Raw genomic sequence first — 21,389 nt, forward strand, 5'->3', positions numbered from 1 at the left:
CCGCAATGCGGATTACGTGGTAAATCAATCAAATCACAGAGAGCTTTGATACGGCAAAATGTTCGAACGCAACATCTCTTTGGTGCCGAGACCGTAGTTGGAGCTCAGACCACGCAATTCAATGTTAAAGCCGATCACGTTGTCATAAACAGCGTGTTCTTTATCGTTATCCCAACCGTTCAGCTTACGCTCATAACCGAAGCGAATCGCATAGCAGCAGGAGTTGTACTGCACGCCGAGCATCTGGTCGGCAGGCTTATTCACATTGGTATCAAAGTAGTAAGCGCCTACGATAGACCAACGATCGGCAATCGGCCAACTGGCAACGCCCCCGACCTGGGAAATCCCGTTTTTATACTGCTCCGCAGTGGAATAAGACGGCAGCGTAGCCTGAATATATTCCGCGCTGGCATAACGGTAGTTCAACTGCAAGAGACGATTTTCATCGCGACGGTATTCGATCGTACTGCTGCTGGTCGCGACGCTGTCCAGACGCGTGTCGTACTGAATGCCGCTACGCAGTCCCCAGCGGTCGGAGATACGCCAGTAGGTGTCGCCCGCCCAAACCAGTGAGCCCGTTTTGTCGTCATTCTCCCAGGTTATGTTGTCATCGCCGGTGCGAGACTCCGTGAAATAGTAGATTTGACCCACGGAAACATTAAAACGTTCAATTGCGGCATCATCATAAATACGCGATGTGACGCCGGTCGTGACCTGGTTTGCGGAGGCGATACGGTCCAGACCGCCATATGTGCGGTCGCGGAACAGGCCGCTGTAGTCGGACTGCAATAATGAAGAGTCGTAGTTATTGATGCTGCTCTGGTTACGATAGGGAACGTACAGATACTGCGCGCGCGGCTCCAGCGTCTGGGTGTAACCCGGCGCCAACGTCGTCATATCGCGTTCAAACACCATCCTGCCATCGACTTTGAACTGCGGCATTACGCGGTTAACCGACTCATCGAGTTTATTGACGTTTCGCGAATTGTTGTTGTACGAGTCCAGATTGGTTTGCTGGTAGTGCGTCGCCAGCAGCTTCGCTTCAGTATTGATGCTGCCCCACTGATTCGATAACGGCAGATTGATGGTTGGCTCCAGGTGAACGCGAGTCGCTTCCGGCATGTTGTCTCGGGTGTTCACAAACTTCACGGCCTGGCCGTAAATACGCGTATCGAATGGACCAACGTCATTCTGGTAGAAGTTAACGTCTAACTGCGGCTCAGCGGAGTAACTGCTGGTATTCTGATCGCTGAATACCTGGAACTGTTTGGTTGACACCGTGGCATCAAAGTTCTGCACGGCATAGCCGACGCTGAATTTCTGCGTGGCGTAACCGTCGGTACTGGAACCGTACTTATTGTCAAAGTCATTGAAGTAGCTGGAGTCGCTGACCTTGGTATAGTCGACATTAAAGCGCCATACCTGATCCATCACGCCGCCATGACGCCAGTAGAACAACCAGCGACGGGAGTTGCTGTCGTTCGGATGCTCATCGTCGTAAACGCGATCGGAATTCAGATAATCGAACTCCATTAAACCCGCGCCCGCCTGGCTGAGGTAGCGGAACTCATTCTCCCACATGACACCGCCACGACGGTGCATATAATGCGGCGTAATGGTGGCGTCCATATTGGGCGCGATGTTCCAGTAATACGGCAGGTAGAACTCAAAATAGTTCTTGGTGGTGTACTTCGCGTTCGGGATCAGGAAACCGGAGCGGCGTTTGTCACCGACCGGCAACTGTAAATAAGGGCTGTAAAAGACGGGAACCGGACCCAGTTTAAAACGGGCGTTCCAGATTTCCGCTACCTGCTCTTCACGATCGTGAATCACTTCGCTGCCCACAACGCTCCAGGTATCGGAGCCTGGCAGACAGGAGGTAAAGCTGCCATTTTCCAGAATGGTATAGCGGTTTTCGCCACGCTGCTTCATCAGATCCGCTTTCCCGCGCCCCTGACGGCCGACCATCTGGTAGTCGCCTTCCCACACGTTTGTGTCTTTGGTGTTCAGGTTCGCCCAGCCTTTCGGCCCCTTCAGAATAACCTGATTGTCGTCATAATGGACGTTGCCGAGCGCATCGACGGTACGCACCGGTTCCGGCTGGCCTGGCGCCTCTTTTTGATGGAGTTGCACCTCGTCAGCTTGCAGGCGACTGTTACCCTGGTTGATATCGACATTACCGGTGAATACCGCGTCGTCCGGGTAGTTCCCTTTCGCGTGATCGGCGTTGATCGTCACGGGTAATTCGTTCGTCTCGCCTTTCACCAGAGGACGGTCGTAGCTTGGCACACCCAACATGCACTGCGAGGCAAGGTCGGCGGCCAGGCCCTGCTGACTATAAAGGGCGCTGGCGATCATGGTGGCCAGGAAAGTGGGAATACGTTTTTTCATACGTTGTATTTATTGTTCCATCATCAGTAGCGTTGCGCGTGACAAACGGTCAGAGACTAACGTACTCATCTTCACTACGCTAGTGTTAATCCTGTCCCTTTTCTACCCGTCGTCTTTCAGGTTGCGCTTTCGTGGACGTTATTCGCATGCCCCCGGCGACTTGCCTGGATAAGCGTCTGGCGGCTGTGCGGCGGTCTTGCTGCAACGTGAAATCCAATGGGTATGTGTCTGTGGTGTTAGGCACGGCATTGAATGACAGGTATGATAATGCAAATTATAGGCGATGTCCCACAATTGACCGCAGCCTTCATTCCAGGAAAAGCACTCTATATTGTGGGACATAGCCTCACTGTCAGCGTAAAGATTTGGGGAGTCTATGCAGTACTGGGGAAAGATTGTAGGTGTCGCAGTGGCGCTGATGATGGGAGGCGGCTTCTGGGGCGTGGTATTAGGTCTGCTGATAGGCCACATGTTCGACAAAGCCCGCAGCCGCAAAATGGCATGGTTCGCCAATCAGCGTGAACGGCAGGCACTGTTTTTCGCCACCACTTTTGAGGTCATGGGGCATTTAACCAAATCGAAAGGGCGCGTGACGGAAGCGGATATCCATATTGCCAGCCAGTTGATGGACCGGATGAACTTACACGGCGAATCACGTACCGCCGCCCAACACGCGTTTCGCGTGGGAAAATCGGATAATTACCCGTTACGTGAAAAAATGCGCCAGTTTCGCAGCGTCTGCTTTGGGCGGTTTGATCTGATACGGATGTTTCTGGAAATTCAGATTCAGGCGGCGTTTGCGGATGGAACGCTCCATCCGAACGAGCGGGAAGTGCTGTACGTTATCGCCGAGGAGCTGGGGATTTCCCGCGCTCAGTTCGATCAGTTCTTACGCATGATGCAGGGCGGGGCGCAGTTTGGCGGCGGTTATCAGCAACAGCAGTCCGGCGGCGGCTGGCAGCAGGCGCAGCGTGGCCCTACGCTGGAAGATGCCTGCAACGTGCTGGGGGTTAAGCCGACAGATGATGCGACAACCATTAAACGCGCGTACCGCAGACTGATGAGCGAGCACCACCCGGACAAACTGGTCGCAAAAGGGTTGCCGCCGGAGATGATGGAGATGGCGAAGCAAAAAGCGCAGGAAATTCAGAAAGCGTATGAAATGATTAAAGAGCAGAAAGGTTTTAAATAATGGTTTTGCCGGATGGCGACGTAAAGCGTCTTATCCGGCCTACGTTGAGAACGGTAGGCCGGGTAAGCGAAGCGCCCCCGGCACAAATGGGCACAGAATTTAAAAATCTACCGGGGCTTTAAAGGTCATACTGTTGCCATACGCGGGATGGGTGATGGTTAGCGTTTCGGCATGTAGCAACAGACGCGGTGCCATCGCCAGCGCTTCTGGCGACGCGTAGAAGCGATCGCCGAGAATGGGGTGCCCCAACGCCAGCATATGCACACGCAGCTGATGAGAACGCCCGGTAATCGGTTTAAGCACCACCCGTGCGGTGTTATCCGCAGCGAAGTCCACCACCTCATACCCGGTTTGCGCAGGCTTACCCGTCTCATAACACACTTTCTGTTTCGGTCTGTTCGGCCAGTCGCAGATCAGCGGTAAATCAACCAGCCCTTCGGCAGGGGCTGGATGCCCCCACACGCGCGCAACGTACTGTTTTTTCGGTTCACGCTCGCGGAACTGGCGTTTCAGCTCCCGTTCCGCCGCTTTGGTCAGCGCCACTACAATCACGCCGCTGGTCGCCATATCCAGACGATGCACCGACTCCGCCTGCGGATAATCGCGTTGAATACGCGTCATCACGCTATCTTTGTGCTCCTCAAGGCGGCCCGGCACGGACAACAAGCCGCTGGGCTTGTTGACCACCATAATGTGCTCATCCTGATACAGGATAATCAGCCGGGGCTCCTGCGGCGGATTGTAGTTTTCCATCCCCATTTTTTGCTCCGTTACTGATGCGTGACGACGATAAGACGCAAGGCATCCAGACGCCAGTTGGCCTGATCCAGGCTTTCCATTACCTGCTGACGGTTGCTGTCGATCGCCGCAAGTTCATCATCACGGATGTTCGGGTTAACGGCGCGCAGCGCTTCCAGACGCGACAGTTCGGCAGACAGTTTTTCATCCGCTTCGCTACGCGCGGCGTCGATCAGCGCCCGGGCCGATTTCTCCGCCTGCGCTTCGCCCAGTTGCAGAATCGCGTGTACGTCCTGTTGAACCGCGTTGACCAGCTTGCTGCCGGTATGACGGTTAACGGCGCTCAGCTGGCGGTTGAAGGTTTCAAACTCCACCTGCGCGGCCAGGTTATTGCCGTTTTTATCCAGCAGCATGCGCACCGGCGTCGGCGGCAGGAAACGGTTAAGCTGTAAATGTTTCGGCGCCTGCGCTTCAACGACATACACCAGTTCCACCAGCAGCGTTCCCACCGGCAACGCTTTGTTTTTCAACAGCGAAATCGTGCTGCTGCCGGTATCGCCAGACAGAATCAGATCCAGGCCGTTGCGAATCAGCGGATGTTCCCAGGTAACAAACTGCGCATCTTCACGCGACAGCGCCACATCACGCTCGAACGTAATGGTGCAGCCATCTTCCGGCAGGCCAGGGAAGTCCGGCACCAGCATATGATCGGAAGGCGTCAGCACAATCAGGTTCTCACCACGGTCATCCTGGTTAATCCCGACGATATCAAACAGGTTCATGGCGAAGGCGATCAGGCTGGTGTCGTCATCCTGTTCTTCAATGCTCTCTGCCAGCGCCTGCGCTTTCTCGCCGCCGTTAGAGTGGATCTCCAGCAGACGGTCGCGCCCTTGCTCCAACTGCGCCTTCAGCGCTTCGTGCTGCTCGCGGCAGGTTTTGATCAGCGCGTCAAAACCGTCGGTGTTTTCAGGCGTCGCCAGGTAAGCGATCAGATCGTGATACACCGTATCGTAGATGGCGCGACCGGTCGGGCAGGTGTGCTCAAAGGCATCCAGCCCTTCGTGATACCAGCGAACCAGCACGGACTGCGCGGTTTTTTCCAGATACGGAACGTGGATCTGAATATCGTGCGCCTGGCCGATACGGTCCAGACGGCCAATACGCTGCTCCAGCAAATCCGGGTTAAACGGCAGGTCAAACATCACCAGGTTGCTGGCGAACTGGAAGTTACGGCCTTCAGAACCGATTTCCGAGCACAGCAGAACCTGCGCGCCGCTGTCTTCTTCGCTAAACCACGCGGCGGCGCGGTCGCGTTCAATAATGGACATGCCTTCATGGAATACGGCGGCGCGGATGCCTTCGCGCTCGCGCAGCACCTGCTCCAGTTGCAGCGCGGTGGCGGCTTTCGCGCAGATCACCAGCACTTTCTGCGAGCGGTGGCTGGTCAGATGCCCCATCAGCCACTCCACGCGCGGGTCGAAGTTCCACCAGGTGCCGCTATCCCCTTCGAATTCCTGATAAATCTGCTCCGGGTAGAGCATATCGCGCGCTCTGTCCTCCGCGCTTTTACGCGCGCCCATAATGCCGGAGACTTTAATCGCCGTCTGATATTGCGTTGGCAGCGGCAGCTTGATGGTGTGCAGCTCGCGTTTCGGGAAGCCTTTGACGCCGTTACGGGTGTTGCGGAACAGTACGCGGCTGGTGCCGTGTCTGTCCATCAGCATGGAGACCAGCTCCTGGCGGGCATTCTGCGCGCCATCGCGGTCGCTGTTCGCCGTTTGCAGCAGCGGTTCGATGTCCTGCTCGCCAATCAGGTCGCCGAGCATGTTCAGCTCTTCGTTGCTCAGCTTGTTGCCTGCCAGCAGCATGGCGACGGCGTCGGCGACCGGGCGATAATTTTTCTGCTCTTCGACAAATTGTTCGAAGTCGTGGAAACGGCTCGGATCGAGCAGACGCAGACGGGCGAAGTGGCTTTCCATTCCCAGCTGTTCCGGCGTTGCGGTCAGTAGCAGGACGCCAGGCACGCGTTCCGCCAGTTGTTCAATCGCCATATATTCGCGGCTTGGCGCGTCTTCGCTCCACACCAGGTGGTGAGCTTCATCGACGACCAGCAGGTCCCATTGTGCGTCGCACAGATGTTCCAGACGCTGTTTGTTGCGACGTGCGAAGTCCAGCGAGCAGATAACCAGTTGCTCGGTTTCAAACGGGTTGTAGGCATCGTGCTGGGCTTCGGTGTAACGCTCGTCGTCGAACAGCGCGAAGCGCAGGTTGAAGCGGCGCAGCATTTCAACCAGCCACTGATGCTGCAAAGTTTCCGGGACGATGATCAGCACGCGTTCCGCCGCGCCAGACAGCAGCTGTTGGTGCAGGATCATCCCGGCTTCGATGGTTTTTCCTAAGCCCACTTCATCCGCCAGCAGGACGCGCGGCGCGTGGCGGCGACCGACATCATGGGCAATGTTGAGCTGGTGGGGAATCAGGCTGGTGCGCTGACCGCGCAGGCCGCTCCACGGCATGCGGTACTGCTCGCTCTGAAATTTACGTGCGCGGTAGCGCAGAGCGAATCGGTCCATCCGGTCGATTTGCCCGGCGAACAGGCGATCCTGCGGTTTACTGAAAACCAGCTTGCTGTCGAGCAGGACTTCACGCAGCGTGACGGCGGTTTCTTCGGTATCAAGGCGGGTGCCAGTATAGGCAAGCAGGCCGTTTTCTTCTTTTACTTCATCGATTTGTAGCTGCCAGCCTTCATGGCTTGTAATCGTATCACCAGGGTTAAACATCACGCGGGTCACGGGGGAGTCACTGCGCGCATACAGACGGTTTTCACCTGTCGCCGGGAAAAGTAAGGTGACAGTTCGCGCATCCATCGCGACGACGGTTCCAAGTCCCAGTTCGCTTTCTGTATCGCTGATCCAGCGTTGACCAAGTGTAAAAGGCATATATGTTCGGCTCTATATCTTTAATTGCAGGCAATAATCACCCGCTACCAAAATAGAATGGCAGCAGTGTTAATTGGGTCCAGGAATGGAAAGGGCGCTATGGTAATGGATGGCGGCGCATTCGTCACGCGTCAAAATAACCCCAGTTGTCCTGTGAGTAGTGTAGCAAAATTATCATCGATGAAGGGAAGTATTCCCTCTGCGACCGGCTGTAGCTGGCGGGTTAAATAGTGCTCGTAATCCAGCGGTGAATGCCGGTAATCCAGCGGCTCAGGGCCGTTAGTCGTCCACACGTATTTGATCGTGCCGCGGTTCTGATACTGCGCCGGGCGCCCCAGCTTGATGTTTTGTTCATCGGCGAGCCGGGCGGCGCGAACGTGCGGCGGAACGTTACGCTGATATTCGCTCAACGGGCGGCGCAGTCGCTTGCGGTAAACCAGCTGTTCATCCAGCTTGCCCGTCATCAGGTTATCGATGGTTTCCCGGACATACTCCTGATAGGGTTCCTGGCGGAAGATACGCAGGTAAAGCTCCTGCTGGAATCGCTGCGCCAGCGGCGTCCAGTCGGTGCGCACGGTCTCCAGCCCTTTAAATACCATTCGCTGCTTCTCGCCTTCCTGAATCAGCCCGGCATAGCGCTTTTTGCTGCCGGTGTCCGCCCCGCGAATGGTCGGCATCAGAAAACGGCGGAAGTGGGTTTCAAACTCTAATTCCAGCGCGCTGGTCAGCTTTTGCTGTTGCAGGGATTGCGTCCACCAGTCATTCACATGACGCACCAGCTCGCGGCCAATCCTTGCCGCCTCGTCTTCAGAATGCGCGCCTTTCAGCCAGACGAAAGTAGAATCCGTATCGCCGTAGATCACGTCATAACCCTGCGCTTCGATCAGCGCTTTGGTCTGACGCATGATCGCGTGGCCGCGCATGGTGATCGACGAGGCCAGTCGGGGATCGAAAAAGCGGCAGGCCGTCGTCCCGAGCACGCCGTAAAACGCATTCATGATGATCTTAAGCGCCTGGGACAGCGGTTTATTGCCGTGGCGTTTGGCCTCATCGCGCCCGTGCCAGATCTGCGTGACGATCTCCGGGAGACAGTGCGTTTCTCGCGAGAACCAGGCGTCAAGAAAGCCTTCGGTGCTGTGTGTCGGGTCCGGTTGCGCCATCCCTTCCACCAGCCCAACCGGGTCGATCAGGAACGTGCGAATGATCGACGGGTACAGGCTCTTATAATCCAGCACCAGTACGGAGTCATACAGGCCAGGGCGCGAGTCCATTACGTAACCGCCAGGACTGGCATGCGGCGGGACTTCACCGAGATTCGGCGCAACGTAACCGGCGCGATGCATACGGGGAAAATAGAGATGACCGAAGGCAGCGACAGAACCGCCGTGGCGGTCAGCGGGCAGACCGTTAACGGTGGCGCGCTCCAGTAAAAACGGCATGATCTCCGTCTTATGAAAAATCTGCGTCACCAGCTCGCAGTCCTTGAGGTTATACGTGGCGAGCGCGGGCTTATCTTCGGCGAAACGGCGGTCAATTTCGTCCATTCTGTCCCAGGGATTATCGATCGATTTCCCTTCGCCAAGCAGCTCCTGGGCCACGGTTTCCAGTGAAAATGATGAGAAATTCCAGAACGCGGATTTGAGCGCCTCAATGCCGTCAATGATCAACCGCCCTTTGGCCTGGGCGAAAAACACGCCGTTCTTGAAACCGTGCTCGCGCCATTCCAGCTCGGTGTTGTCGCGCCCCAGACGTAAAGGGATACGATAGCGCTCGGCATGTTTTTGCAGGACGCGTAAATCAAACTGCACCACGTTCCAGCCGATGATCACATCGGGATCGTGCCGGGCAAACCAGTCGTTGAGTTTTTCCAGCAGCAGCGGGCGGCTCGCCGCATACTCAAGCTGGAAATCCAGCGCCGAGGCATCGCCATTCGCCGGGCCGAGCATAAAAACGACGCGTTGCCCGCAGCCTTGCAGGCCAATGCAGTACAGCTCGCCGTGTCGGGTGGTTTCAATATCCAGCGATACCCATTTCAGCGGGGGGCGGTAGTCTGGGTGCGGTTTCAGGCGAGCATTGACGATCGCGCCGTCTTTTGTGTCGCCCTCCAGCCAAACGGGAGCGGTGATAAACCGCTCCATCAGGTAACGTTCCGGCGGGCGCACATCGGCTTCATAGACCGTTACGCCCTGTTCTTTCAGCTGTTTTTCCAGACGCATCAGCTGTCGGTGAGAGCGGCAGTACAACCCCGAGACGGGCTGGCGATGAAAATCCTGCAAATTGAGCGGCGTCAGGCGATAGCCGTTTTCTGTGCGCAGCAGCGAGGTGACGCGGGCGGCCTGATGCGTAGGGATAAACGCGACCGACTCCTGCGGCGCGAGCGTGACCTGCAAAGGACCGGTGTCCGTTGCCAGCCAGAATGAGACCTCCGTTCCTTGCGGGGTATCCCGCCAGTGCCGGGTTAAAATAAAACCTGCCTGCGCCACGCTGCGTACTCATTAAAAAACCAGGCATGATTATAGCCTGGTTCGGAACGTTTTGCTGTGGTTTTATACAGGTATGGTTGCGCCGTCGGGCTATCCGTTACTGCCCGTAATAGGCCTTCGCCCCGTGTTTGCGCAGGTAGTGCTTATCCAGCAACGTTTGCTGCATATCCGGCAACTGTGGCGCAAGCTGGCGGCAGAAGATGCCCATACAGGCGACCTCCTCCAGCACAATGGCGTTATGCACCGCGTCTTCGGCGTTTTTTCCCCAGGTGAACGGACCGTGTGAATGCACCAGCACGCCAGGCATCTGCGCGGCATCGATACCCTGTTTTTCAAAGGTTTCAACGATGACGTTGCCCGTTTCCCATTCATATTCGCCGTTGATCTCCGCATCGGTCATTTTGCGCGTGCAGGGGATCGTGCCGTAAAAATAGTCCGCATGGGTCGTCCCCGTCGCCGGGATGGATTGCCCGGCCTGCGCCCAGATGGTCGCGTGGCGCGAATGGGTGTGGACGATGCCGCCAATCGACGGGAAAGACTGATACAACAGACGGTGGGTCGGCGTATCGGAGGAGGGCTTTTTCGTTCCTTCCACCACTTCACCCGTGGCAATGCTGACCACCACCATATCCTCTGCGCTCATCACGCTGTAGTCGACGCCGGAAGGTTTAATGATGAAGACGCCGCGCTCGCGATCGACGGCGCTGACGTTCCCCCAGGTGAGAGTCACCAGATTGTGTTTTGGCAGCGCCAGATTGGCTTCCAGCACCTGACGTTTGAGATCTTCTAACATAGCTGTCTCCACGCCGGATGGCGCTGCGCTTAGCCGGCCTACAAGGTTGGTGCGACCTGTAGGCCGGATAAGGCATTTACGCCGCTATCCGGCAACTGTTAACGTTTGAAACCGTAATAAACTTCGTTCCAGCGCAGCGCGTCTTTAAAGGCGGGCAGGCGGGTATCGTTATCGATGACGGTGATTTCAATATCGTGCATCTCTGCGAACTGGCGCATATCGTTCAGATCCAGCGCATGGCTGAAGACGGTGTGGTGCGCGCCACCGGCGAGAATCCACGCTTCGGATGCGGTGGTCAGATCCGGCTGGGCTTTCCACAGCGCGTTGGCGACCGGCAGCTTCGGCAGGTCATGCGGCGTTTTTACGGTGTCGATGCAGTTGACCAGCAGACGATAGCGATCGCCGAGGTCGATCAGGCTGGCGACGATCGCCGGGCCGGTTTGGGTGTTGAAGATCAGACGTGCGGGCGCGTCTTTACCTCCGATGCCGAGGTGCTGCACGTCGAGGATCGGTTTTTCTTCCACCGCGATAGACGGGCATACTTCCAGCATGTGCGAGCCGAGCACCAGATCGTTGCCCTTCTCAAAGTGGTAGGTGTAATCCTCCATAAATGAGGTGCCGCCCGGCAAACCGCCAGACATCACTTTCATGATGCGAAGCAGCGCGGCGGTTTTCCAGTCGCCTTCGCCAGCGAAACCGTAGCCCTGTTGCATCAGGCGCTGTACGGCCAGCCCTGGAAGCTGCTTCAGGCCGTGCAAATCTTCAAACGTCGTGGTGAACGCGTGGAAGCCGCCCTGTTCCAGAAAGCGCTTCATGCCCAGTTCAATACGCGCGGCTTCCAGCACGTTCTGCCGCTTGTCGCCGTGAATTTGCGTCGCGGGCGTCAGGGTATAGCGGCTTTCGTATTCATCCACCAGCGCGTTAATGTCGCCGTCGCTAACCGCATTCACGACCTGCACCAGGTCGCCCACCGCCCAGGTATTCACCGAGAAGCCGAACTTGATCTGCGCCGCCACTTTATCGCCGTCGGTCACGGCCACTTCACGCATGTTGTCGCCAAAGCGGCACACTTTCAGGTGGCGGGTATCCTGCCTGGAGACCGCCTGGCGCATCCATGAGCCGATACGCGCGTGCGCGTGTTTGTCCTGCCAGTGACCGGTCACTACCGCGTGCTGCTGACGCATACGCGCGCCGATAAAACCAAACTCGCGTCCGCCGTGCGCGGTCTGATTCAGGTTCATAAAGTCCATGTCGATGCTGTCCCACGGCAGGGCGGCATTGAACTGGGTGTGGAACTGCAACAGCGGCTTGTTGAGAATACTCAGCCCGTTAATCCACATTTTCGCGGGCGAGAAGGTGTGCAGCCAGACCACCAGGCCCGCACAGCGATCGTCATAACTGGCGTCACGACAAATCGCGGTGATCTCGTCAGGTGACGTCCCCAGCGGTTTCAGCACCAGTTTGCAGGGCAGTTTCGCTTCGGTATTCAGCGCCTTTACCACATGTTCGGCATGCTGAGTAACCTGGCGCAGCGTTTCAGAGCCATACAAATGCTGGCTGCCAATCACAAACCACACTTCATAGTTGTCAAAAATCGTCATTGTCGTGTCCTTAATGGGTCAGGGTTGCCTGGCTGACCGGGGTTTTTGGCGCCGGGGCGGCAGTCGGAAGATAGTGTTGTTCAGCGCTGACCGCCCACTGCCGGTAGCGCTGATAAAGCTGTTCGAAGCGTTGAGCCTGTTCCGGGCGCGGTTGCAGGGTGTTCTCTACGGCGCTGGCCATTTTTTGTTGTGCGGCAGGGATATCGACATGCGTTTTTGCGGCGACGGCGGCAAAAATGGCGGCGCCTAACGCGCAGCACTGGTCTGAGGCGACAATCTGTAGCGGGCGGTTGAGCACGTCGCAGCAGGCCTGCATGATCACCTGATTCTTACGGGCGATGCCGCCCAGCGCCATCACGTTGTTGACGGCAATGCCCTGTTCGGTAAAGCATTCCTGAATGGCGCGTGCGCCGAAGGCAGTGGCGGCGATCAGGCCGCCAAACAGCGCTGGCGCATCGGTGGCGAGATTCAGATCGCTAATCACCCCTTTCAGACGCTGATTAGCGTTCGGCGTGCGGCGACCGTTAAACCAGTCGAGCACCACGGGCAGATGATCCAGCGATGGATTCTTCGCCCACGCCTCGGTCAGCGTCGGGAGTAGCTGCTTTTGGCTGATGGCGATTTGGTCTTTCAGTTCAGGATGCTGCGCCGCAAGCTGCTCCAGCGGCCAGCCGAGAATGCGGCCAAACCAGGCATAGATATCGCCGAATGCCGACTGTCCCGCTTCCAGACCAATAAAATCAGGCACGACGCTGCCGTCTACCTGGCCGCAAATGCCTTTCACCGCGCGGTCGCCGACGCTCTGCTTGTCGGCAATCAGAATGTCGCAGGTCGATGTGCCGATCACTTTCACCAGCGCATTCGGCTGCGCGCCCGCGCCAACCGCGCCCATATGGCAGTCAAACGCGCCGCCAGAGATGACCACGCTTTCCGGCAGGCCGAGGCGTTGCGCCCACTCCGCGCACAGCGTGCCAACCGGCAGATCGGCAGTGAAGGTATCGGTAAACAGCGGCCAGGCGAGGTGGCGGTTGATGATGGGATCGAGGTCATCGAAGAAACTGGCGGGCGGCAAACCGCCCCAGCTCTCATGCCACAGCGATTTATGTCCGGCGCTACAGCGACCACGGCGAATATCCTGCGGGCGCGTGGTGCCGGAGAGCAGGGCTGGCACCCAGTCGCACAGCTCAATCCAGGAGGCGGCGGCCTGCGCGACGGCGCTGTCCTGACGCGTAACGTGCAGAATTTTCGCCCAAAACCATTCGCTGGAGTAAATACCGCCGATGTAGCGGGAATAATCGGTTTTGCCCGGCGTATGGCACAGGCGGGTGATGGCTTCCGCTTCTTCGACCGAGGTGTGATCTTTCCACAGGACGAACATCGCATTCGGGTTTTCGGCGAACTCAGGACGCAGCGCCAGTACGTGGCCGTCGGCATCAATGGGGGCGGGGGTGGAGCCGGTGCTGTCGACGCCGATGCCGACCACCTCGCCACGCTGTGACGCGCTCAGGGTCGCGAGAACGTTTTTCAACGCAGCTTCCATTGACTCTATGTAGTCGCGTGGATGATGGCGGAACTGGTTGTTCGGGGCGTCGCAATAGCGCCCTTCCTGCCAGCGGGGATACCACTCTACGCAGGTGGCGATCTCTTCCCCGGTGGCGCAATCCACCGCCAGAGCACGAACTGAATCACTGCCAAAATCGAGGCCAATTGCAATCGCCATCGTCTTACTCCATCGAAAAAAACAGGTATGGAGAAACAGTAGATAGCGGGGATAAAAACCGTCAGGCAGGATCCGCTAATCTTATGGATTAAAATGCTATGGCATTGCAAAGTGTGACGCTGTGCAAATATTCAATGTGGACATTTCTGTCGTAGTTATAGACACTTTTGTTACCCGTTTTTATCGCCTTCGCAATCGGCCTTTGTTACAAATCTCTTTTCGCAAGCGGGGTTGATGGTCCGTAACCGCAATGACGGCGGGGCGCAGAGGGGAAGGTGAAGATGTCTCACTCAATATGGACAATTGGTTTCTTCTCAGAACGCCGGGAGTATTGAATTTATGGCTGAAACGCAAAATGATCCCCTGCTGCCGGGTTATTCGTTTAATGCGCATCTGGTTGCCGGGCTGACGCCCATTGAGGCGAACGGCTATCTGGATTTTTTTATCGACCGCCCGCTGGGGATGAAGGGATATATCCTTAATCTTACGATTCGCGGGGAAGGGGTGATCAATAACCACGGCAAACAGTTTGTCTGCCGTCCGGGGGATATTTTGCTGTTTCCGCCTGGCGAGGTACACCACTACGGTCGCCATCCCAATGCGAGCGAATGGTATCACCAGTGGGTGTACTTCCGACCGCGCGCCTACTGGCAGGAGTGGCTCACCTGGCCGACGATTTTTGCGCAGACCGGTTTTTTCCGCCCTGACGAAGCGCACCAGCCGCGCTTTAATGAGCTTTTTGGTCAAATCATCAATGCCGGGCAGGGAGAAGGGCGCTACTCTGAACTGCTGGCGATTAACCTGCTGGAGCAGCTTCTGCTGCGACGTATGGAGGCGATCAATGAATCGTTGCATCCGCCGATGGACAGCCGGGTGCGCGACGCCTGTCAGTACATCAGCGATCATCTGGCGGACAGCCAGTTTGATATTGCCAGCGTGGCGCAGCACGTCTGTCTGTCGCCGTCCCGCCTGTCGCACCTGTTCCGCCAACAGTTAGGCATTAGCGTACTGAGCTGGCGCGAGGATCAGCGCATCAGCCAGGCGAAGCTGCTGCTCAGCACGACGCGGATGCCGATAGCCACCGTCGGGCGCAATGTCGGGTTTGACGATCAGCTTTATTTCTCTCGCGTCTTTAAAAAATGTACCGGGGCCAGCCCGAGCGAGTTCCGCGCTGGTTGTGAATAAAAAGTGAATGATGTGTCTGCAAAGATGTCATAACGCGTAATCTATTCAGACAATTGGCGACTTGACGAAGCGGGTGAGGGTTAGCAGAATCGCTGCTTCGTAAATCTGACGGACACATTATGCAAGCATTGCTGGAACACTTTATTCTCCAATCCGCTCTGTACTCGCTAATTGCGGTGGCGCTGGTGGCCTTTCTGGAGTCGCTGGCGTTGGTCGGTCTGATTCTGCCCGGTACGGTGATGATGGCGGGGCTGGGGGCGCTTATCGGCAGCGGTGAGCTGAATTTCTGGCATGCGTGGCTGGCGGGCATTATCGGTTGCCTGCTGGGGGACTGGATCTCCTTCTGGTTGGGCTGGCGCTTCAAAAAGCCGCTGCACCGCTGGTCTTTTATGAAAAAGAACAAAGCGCTGCTGGACAAAACCGAACACGCGCTGCATCAACACAGCATGTTCACCATTCTGGTCGGGCGTTTTGTCGGCCCGACGCGGCCGCTGGTGCCGATGGTGGCGGGGATGCTGGATCTGCCCGTCGCGAAATTTATCGTGCCGAATATTATTGGCTGCGTGCTGTGGCCGCCGTTCTATTTCTTGCCGGGGATTCTGGCGGGCGCTGCGATCGACATTCCGGCCGATATGCAGAGCGGCTATTTCAAATGGCTGTTGTTGGCAACGGCGCTGCTGCTGTGGCTGGCGGCCTGGCTGTGCTGGCGGTTATGGCGTAGCGGTAAGGCCGCCGCCGATCGCTTAACGCCGTTTTTACCGCGAGGCCGCCTGTTATGGCTGGCGCCGGTGATGCTCGGCGCGGGCATTGTCGCGCTGGTGATGCTGCTTCGTCATCCGCTGATGCCGGTGTATATCGATATTCTGCGTAAAGTCGTGGGTTACTGAGGAATCTTTTGCCGGATGGCGCTGACGCTTATCCGGCCTACAACGGATGCCTGTCCGTAGGCCCGGTAAGCGTAACGCCGCCGGGCATCCCATTACGCTTTAATGCCCAGTAATGCCGAAGCGCTGGCCTGACCGCTTAATAACTCATCCGTTTTGCCCTGCCATGCGATACGCCCGTCGGCCACGACAATCGAGCGTGACGCAATGCGCGCGGCATCCTCCACGCTATGCGACACCATCAGCAGGGTTAATTGCTGGTCGCGGCAGACGTCGCCGACCAGCGTCAGCATCTCCTGCCGCAGGGCGGGATCGAGAGCGGAAAACGGCTCGTCGAGCAGCAATACCGGCTGCTCGCGCACCAGGCAGCGCGCAAGCGCCACGCGTTGACGTTGCCCGCCGGAAAGCTCGCCCGGCAGGCGCTCCAGCAGATTTTCGATCCCCATCTGGCGTGCAATATGATGCAGCTTCTCCCGCTGAGCCGCGTTCAGCTTTAGCCCAGGGTTTAACCCCAGCCCGATGTTCTGCTGCACGTTCAGGTGGCTGAACAGATTATTTTCCTGAAACAGCATGGAAACGGGACGGCGGGAGGGCGGTGTCGTGGTGTGATCCTGACCTTCAATCATTATTGTGCCGCTGGCCGGTGTCAGAAACCCGGCGATTAAATTCAGCAACGTACTTTTCCCGGCGCCGCTTGGCCCGAGAACCGCCACCTGTTCACCGCGCGCCACCGACAGTGTGAAGCGCATGGGCAAATGGTGATAAAGCCAGGTGATATCAGTCAGTTTTAACATTTCGCCCCGGTAATTTTTCGATAACGGTAAACAGCATAAAGCAGAGCATCAGCAGTAATAATGCGGTAACCGCGCCGTCCTGGCTGCGATAGGAGCCAATTTGCTGATACAGATAAAACGGCAGCGTGCGGAAATCGTCGTTGCCAAACAGTGCCACCACGCCAAAATCACCGATGGAGAGCACGCAGGCAAAGGCCAGCGCCTGCGCCAGAGGGCGTTTCAGGGCGCGCAGTTCCACCACCTTCAGTCGCGACCATCCCTCAATGCCCAATGACTGACACAGCATACTGTAGCGTGCGGTCACGTCGCGCATGGGGTTTTCCAGCACTTTTAGCGCATAAGGAATCGCCATTAGCGCGTTGGTGAAAATCACAATACCGTCAGCCGACTCCGGTAGTCCAACGCTGTTGTTGAGCAGTAAAAAGAAGCCGGTCGCCAGCACGATGCCGGGCATAGCAAGGATCAACATCCCGCTCAGTTCCAGCGCCTGGCCTGCCAGTACCTGCTGGCGGGCGCGCAGTTCGCGGCTGCTCCATAAAAGCATCATCGTCAGGATGATGCACAACACTCCCGCCGCCAGCGCAATGCGCAGAGAGGTCCACAGCGCCTGCCACAAAATGGGTTGCACCAGCACGTCCAGCAGGCTGCGATTGACGCCATCAATAATAACCGCCAGCAGCGGCGGGAGAAGCAACAGCAGCGCCAGGGCGATCAGCAGGCTGTCCGTCAGGCGGCTGTGGAGCCGATCGTCAGGGTCGCGCCAGCCTTGCACCAGCGTGACGCCGGGGGCAATGGCTTTACTCAGCCGCTGGCTCAGCAGCACCAGCGCCAGACAACATATCATCTGGATCAGCGCCAGCATGGCCGCACGGGCAGGATCGTAGTCGTAGCTCAGCGCCTGATAGATGGCCAGCTCGATAGTGGTAGCCTGCGGGCCGCCGCCAAGTGACAACACGGTGGCGAAACTGGCGAAACAGAGCATAAAAATCAGCGCCGCCACCGGCGGGATTTGACGACGCAGCCACGGCCATTCAACAAAGCGGAAGAAGTGCCAGCCGCGCATACCTAGCTGCGCGGCGAGCTGTCGCTGTTCGCCGGGAATGTTTTCCAGCGCCTGAAGCAGCAGGCGGCTTGCCATCGGCAGGTTAAAAAAGACGTGCGCCAGTAAAATCCCCTGCAAGCCGTAGGGCGAGAAATGCCACTCCAGCCCCAGCGTATGCCACAGCGAGGCCAGCCAGCCCTGACGACCGTAGACGCTGAGGATACCGAAAACGGCGACCAGCACCGGTAAAATCAGCGTCATGGCGCACAGGCGCAATAACGCCAGACGTCCGGGAAAACGGCGACGATAGAGCGCTCTGGCGAGGAAAATCGCCGGGATGACGGAGAGCAGCGCCGACAGGAACGCCTGCCAGAACGAGAAACGCACGACGTGCCACAGGTAGCTGTCCTGCCACAGCGACGACCATTCACCCTGCGGCGCGTTAAGCCATAGCGCCAGAAATGCCGCCAGAGCCACTGCCACCATCAGCGCGGCGGCAGAAAGCCCGGGTATCAGCCAGCCGGGAATTAGCGGCTGACGGCGCGTTGCCATTCGCTAATCCATGCCTGACGCTGGGATGCCACTTCCGCAGGCGTAAATTCCAGCGTGGTGGATGGCTTCGTCAGTTGTTCAAATCCTGCGGGCAGGGCGACGTCAGCGACCGGATACATCCAGTTGCCGGTAGGAATGGCGTTCTGGAATGCTGGTGAAACCATAAACTTGAGGAATTTTTCTGCCAGTTCCGGCTGTTTGCTGGCGGCAGTGCGCGCAGCCACTTCCACTTGCAGGTAATGACCTTCGCTGAAGCTGGCGGCGGCGTAGTTATCTTTCTTCTCTTCGATGATGTGATACGCTGGAGAGGTGGTGTAGCTCAGCACCAGATCACTTTCGCCTTTCAGGAACAGGCCGTAGGATTCGCTCCAGCCTTTGGTGACGGTGACCGTTTTGGCCGCCAGTTTTTGCCAGGCTTCCGGCGCGTTATCGCCGTAGACTTTCTGCATCCACAGCAGCAGACCCAGCCCCGGTGTACTGGTGCGCGGGTCCTGATAAATCACGCGCCATTTCCGATCGCTCTCTACCAGTTCTTTCAGGCTTTTCGGTGGGTTTTTCAGTTTGTTTTTGTCATAGATGAAGGCGAAGTAGCCATAATCAAACGGCACGAATGTGTCGTTATGCCAGCCGCCGGGCACGTTAACCGCATCAGGCGCGATGCCGCTTTTCGCGAACAGGCGGGTTTGCGTGGCGGCTTCCAGCAGGTTGTTGTCCAGGCCAAGCACCACGTCGGCTTTGCTGTTTTTCCCTTCCATTCGCAGGCGGTTGAGCAGCGACACGCCATCTTCCAGCGCCACCAGCTTCAGTTCGCAATCACAGTCAGCTTCAAAGGCTTTTTTGATTGTCGGGCCAGGCCCCCAGTCGGCAGCGAAGGAGTCATAGGTATAGACGGTCAGAACAGGTTTGGCGAAGGCAGGCGCTGCGCACAGGAGTAGCAAGGGAAGACATTTTTTTAACACTTTGCACCTCATAAAGTGGGTGGCAAAGGACTTGAGAAGCAGTCTCAAATCCCTTCGCCGGCGTTATCCGGATCAGGTTCGACGGGTATTTTCTCAGCCCATACACTTCACGAATGGTTTCGCGTATGTTTATCAGCACCCCGTTGAGGACGGCGTTAGTGTAGTGATTTTGTTGCTAAGCGGCAATCATGGGTCGGGTGGCGCAAACCATGCCGATTTAAAGTCAAACCAGCCGAGGGTGTTCATACGTAGCCCGCGCATACTGCGCTGCCCCTGGATGATCAGCCAGTGGTGGATCAGCGGGACGATCGCTTTACTGGCGAGCAATTGCTGGCACCACACTGCCAGGTTCATCTCGCCGTTTCGCCACTGCGCGGCGTCGCCCTCCCAGTCCAGCGGGATGCAATGCTGCAACAGCGGGACTTCGCACAGGTGCGCAAACAGGGAAAAATCGAGTGGTAGCGTAAAGTTGGCGCTGTTGAGCCAGATGTCGCTTGTGACCTCCCCCGCATGCCATTGATCGTAGTCGATCTCATGGATATCCAGATGGACCTGATGTTCAGCCAGCAGCTGGCTCATGATCTGCGCGATCACCCGATGTTCGATGTGGTCGTGGTAGTAGGTCAGCGTGATCGTCTCCAGCCCGGCGGGTTTTTCGCCGTGTCCCGGGCGGGCATGGTGCCAGCGGGGCAGTAATCCGTAAGCCGGGAACCAGTGGCGCTGGTATTGCTCGTCGGCATAGAAGAGCAAATTGCTGGGAGAGAGCACGCGGCTTATCCACTCTCTGACTTCCTGATTCGCGCCGCGATTCGTCCGGGCGTCGAACAGCATATAGTAGCAGCCCTCTTCCAGTCGGCTTTCGATGGCTTTTTCATCTTCGGTCGGCCCTTTTAACGTCAGACCGCCGTTCGGTTCGTCGCCAATGTCCGGCAATACCCAGACGTTCACTTCATCAATCAGCGCCCGATAGCCGAAGAAATCATCAAAGGCGTGGATTTTTAACTGGTTGCGCGTATTACGCATCACCGCGTAAGGGCCGGTGCCGATCGGATGGCTGGAGAAATTATTCAGCGTTTCCCACTCCCGCGGCAGGATCATCGCCGGAACCTGACCCAGCAGCCACGGCAGCCAGCGATCCGGCTGCGACAGGTGAATATCCAGCGTCCAGGCGGTGGGGGAGACTATCTCGGTAATGTGCGAGTAGAGCGGCAGGGCGTTGATGCGCGTCAGTGAGGCAATGACATCCTCCATCTCCAGCTCACGTCCGTGATGGAAGTGAATCCCCGGACGAAGAAAAAAACGCCACTGCAAAGGGGAAATCTGTTGCCAGTGGTGGGCAATGTCGGCTTCCAGTTCCCCATTTTCCTCATTTACACGCGTCAGTGCGCTGAAAATTTGCCGGGCGATATGGGTTTCTGAACGACGCAATGCGGTGCCAGGCAGCAGGTTGTGCATTGGACGATAGTAGAGCACGCGCAGAATATGCCGCCCCTGGCGAAAGCTGCGCCCCAGGTGGGACACCAGCATTTGCCGCACGGCGGTTTTGTCGCCCACCAGCTGTACCAACTGGTCGATGCGATCTTGCTCCAGCAGGTCTTCCGCCCGCTGCTGCTGTAGCGCCAGCCCGGTATAGAGGAAGGTCAGACGGGAGCGTTTCCCGCGTCCGACCTCCGCCTCCCACGTCAACCAGCCACGTTCCTGCATGGTATTCAGCAGCGTACGCATATGGCGGCGGGAGCAGCTCAGCAGGTCCGCCAGCTCGTTGAGCGTGGTGTCTTGCGTTTTGCCGTCGCAGCATTGCCACAGACGGATGAACTGTTGTTGCAGACGACCTGAAGACATAAAAGGGGAACTCCTGCGCAAAACTCAGCAATTTTACTATCCCCATATTAGGTCAATAATGGATTCCGATGAAGCAATATGGAGAGGTCTTCGATGCGTCAGTTTTATTTGAAGTACTTTACCGCGACAGAAGGGTTGTCCTGGTTGGCTTGTCCGAGCGCGCCGCAGCGCTTAAAGATGCTTGAAGAGCTGATGCAGTGGGAGGTGACTGCCTGACCTCGGATTTCCGAATTGCAGACATCATGTGTGACTGAGTATTGGTGTTTATCGCCGC

Annotated in this window: 15 protein-coding genes and 1 riboswitch; of the genes, 4 read left to right on the top strand and 11 right to left on the bottom strand. The window is 57.2% G+C overall.

Going from position 1 to position 21,389, the window contains the following annotated elements; all coding sequences use genetic code 11:
- Positions 1-33 precede the first annotated feature (33 nt).
- A complete protein-coding gene (gene lptD, locus OGV83_RS20840) occupies positions 34-2,391 on the bottom strand; it encodes an LPS assembly protein LptD (protein WP_049011438.1) in 2,358 nt (785 codons plus the stop codon).
- A 376-nt stretch (positions 2,392-2,767) separates the two neighbouring features.
- On the opposite strand from lptD, the gene djlA reads away from it, so the two are divergent.
- Positions 2,768-3,583, top strand: a complete 816-nt coding sequence (gene djlA, locus OGV83_RS20845; RefSeq protein ID WP_012134111.1) for a co-chaperone DjlA — start codon at positions 2,768-2,770, stop codon at positions 3,581-3,583.
- A gap of 99 nt (positions 3,584-3,682) precedes the next feature.
- On the opposite strand, the gene rluA is transcribed toward djlA, so the two are convergent.
- From rluA to araB, 6 genes are all read right to left on the bottom strand, one after another.
- The gene (gene rluA / locus OGV83_RS20850) at positions 3,683-4,342 is read right to left on the bottom strand and encodes a bifunctional tRNA pseudouridine(32) synthase/23S rRNA pseudouridine(746) synthase RluA (RefSeq protein ID WP_286464536.1); all 660 of its coding nucleotides are present in this window, start codon (positions 4,340-4,342) and stop codon (positions 3,683-3,685) included.
- 11 nt (positions 4,343-4,353) lie between these two features.
- Positions 4,354-7,260 (bottom strand): RNA polymerase-associated protein RapA, encoded by a 2,907-nt coding sequence (gene rapA / locus OGV83_RS20855; protein WP_012134109.1) that lies wholly within the window; start codon positions 7,258-7,260, stop codon positions 4,354-4,356.
- 131 nt (positions 7,261-7,391) lie between these two features.
- Entirely contained in the window at positions 7,392-9,743 is a 2,352-nt protein-coding gene (gene polB / locus OGV83_RS20860) for a DNA polymerase II (protein WP_012134108.1), read from the bottom strand.
- A 97-nt stretch (positions 9,744-9,840) separates the two neighbouring features.
- Positions 9,841-10,536, bottom strand: coding sequence for an L-ribulose-5-phosphate 4-epimerase (gene araD, locus OGV83_RS20865; RefSeq protein ID WP_012134107.1), 696 nt, complete (start codon positions 10,534-10,536; stop codon positions 9,841-9,843).
- Between the two features lie 98 nt (positions 10,537-10,634).
- Positions 10,635-12,137: an L-arabinose isomerase gene (araA, locus tag OGV83_RS20870; protein ID WP_047458964.1), complete on the bottom strand. Its 1,503-nt coding sequence runs from the start codon at positions 12,135-12,137 to the stop codon at positions 10,635-10,637.
- Positions 12,138-12,147: 10 nt separating this feature from the next.
- Positions 12,148-13,857 carry a ribulokinase gene (gene araB, locus OGV83_RS20875; protein WP_286464538.1) on the bottom strand — a complete coding sequence of 570 codons (1,710 nt, stop codon included), beginning with the start codon at positions 13,855-13,857 and terminating at the stop codon, positions 12,148-12,150.
- A 339-nt stretch (positions 13,858-14,196) separates the two neighbouring features.
- Here araB and araC point away from each other — a divergent pair, with 339 nt between their 5' ends.
- Entirely contained in the window at positions 14,197-15,042 is an 846-nt protein-coding gene (araC, locus tag OGV83_RS20880; RefSeq protein ID WP_012134104.1) for an arabinose operon transcriptional regulator AraC, read from the top strand.
- Between the two features lie 119 nt (positions 15,043-15,161).
- Positions 15,162-15,929 (top strand): DedA family protein, encoded by a 768-nt coding sequence (locus OGV83_RS20885; RefSeq protein WP_012134103.1) that lies wholly within the window; start codon positions 15,162-15,164, stop codon positions 15,927-15,929.
- 92 nt (positions 15,930-16,021) lie between these two features.
- On the opposite strand, the gene thiQ is transcribed toward OGV83_RS20885, so the two are convergent.
- The 4 genes from thiQ to sgrR form a co-directional block, all read right to left on the bottom strand.
- Entirely contained in the window at positions 16,022-16,720 is a 699-nt protein-coding gene (thiQ, locus tag OGV83_RS20890) for a thiamine ABC transporter ATP-binding protein ThiQ (protein ID WP_114847962.1), read from the bottom strand.
- Positions 16,704-18,314, bottom strand: coding sequence for a thiamine/thiamine pyrophosphate ABC transporter permease ThiP (gene thiP / locus OGV83_RS20895; protein WP_200031212.1), 1,611 nt, complete (start codon positions 18,312-18,314; stop codon positions 16,704-16,706). The genes thiQ and thiP overlap by 17 nt, the downstream gene beginning before the upstream one ends.
- On the bottom strand, positions 18,290-19,273 hold the full coding sequence (thiB, locus tag OGV83_RS20900; RefSeq protein WP_047458953.1) for a thiamine ABC transporter substrate binding subunit: 984 nt from the start codon (positions 19,271-19,273) through the stop codon (positions 18,290-18,292). The genes thiP and thiB overlap by 25 nt, the downstream gene beginning before the upstream one ends.
- A 31-nt stretch (positions 19,274-19,304) precedes the next feature.
- A riboswitch (TPP riboswitch) is annotated at positions 19,305-19,426 on the bottom strand.
- 33 nt (positions 19,427-19,459) lie between these two features.
- Positions 19,460-21,115 carry an HTH-type transcriptional regulator SgrR gene (gene sgrR / locus OGV83_RS20905; RefSeq protein WP_012134099.1) on the bottom strand — a complete coding sequence of 552 codons (1,656 nt, stop codon included), beginning with the start codon at positions 21,113-21,115 and terminating at the stop codon, positions 19,460-19,462.
- A gap of 93 nt (positions 21,116-21,208) precedes the next feature.
- On the opposite strand from sgrR, the gene sgrT reads away from it, so the two are divergent.
- A complete protein-coding gene (gene sgrT / locus OGV83_RS20910) occupies positions 21,209-21,331 on the top strand; it encodes a glucose uptake inhibitor SgrT (RefSeq protein WP_024130713.1) in 123 nt (40 codons plus the stop codon).
- Positions 21,332-21,389: the final 58 nt, after the last annotated feature.

Origin of the sequence: Citrobacter sp. CK189, assembly GCF_030333505.1 — a bacterium.
Taxonomy (GTDB): Bacteria; Pseudomonadota; Gammaproteobacteria; order Enterobacterales; family Enterobacteriaceae; genus Citrobacter_B; species Citrobacter_B koseri.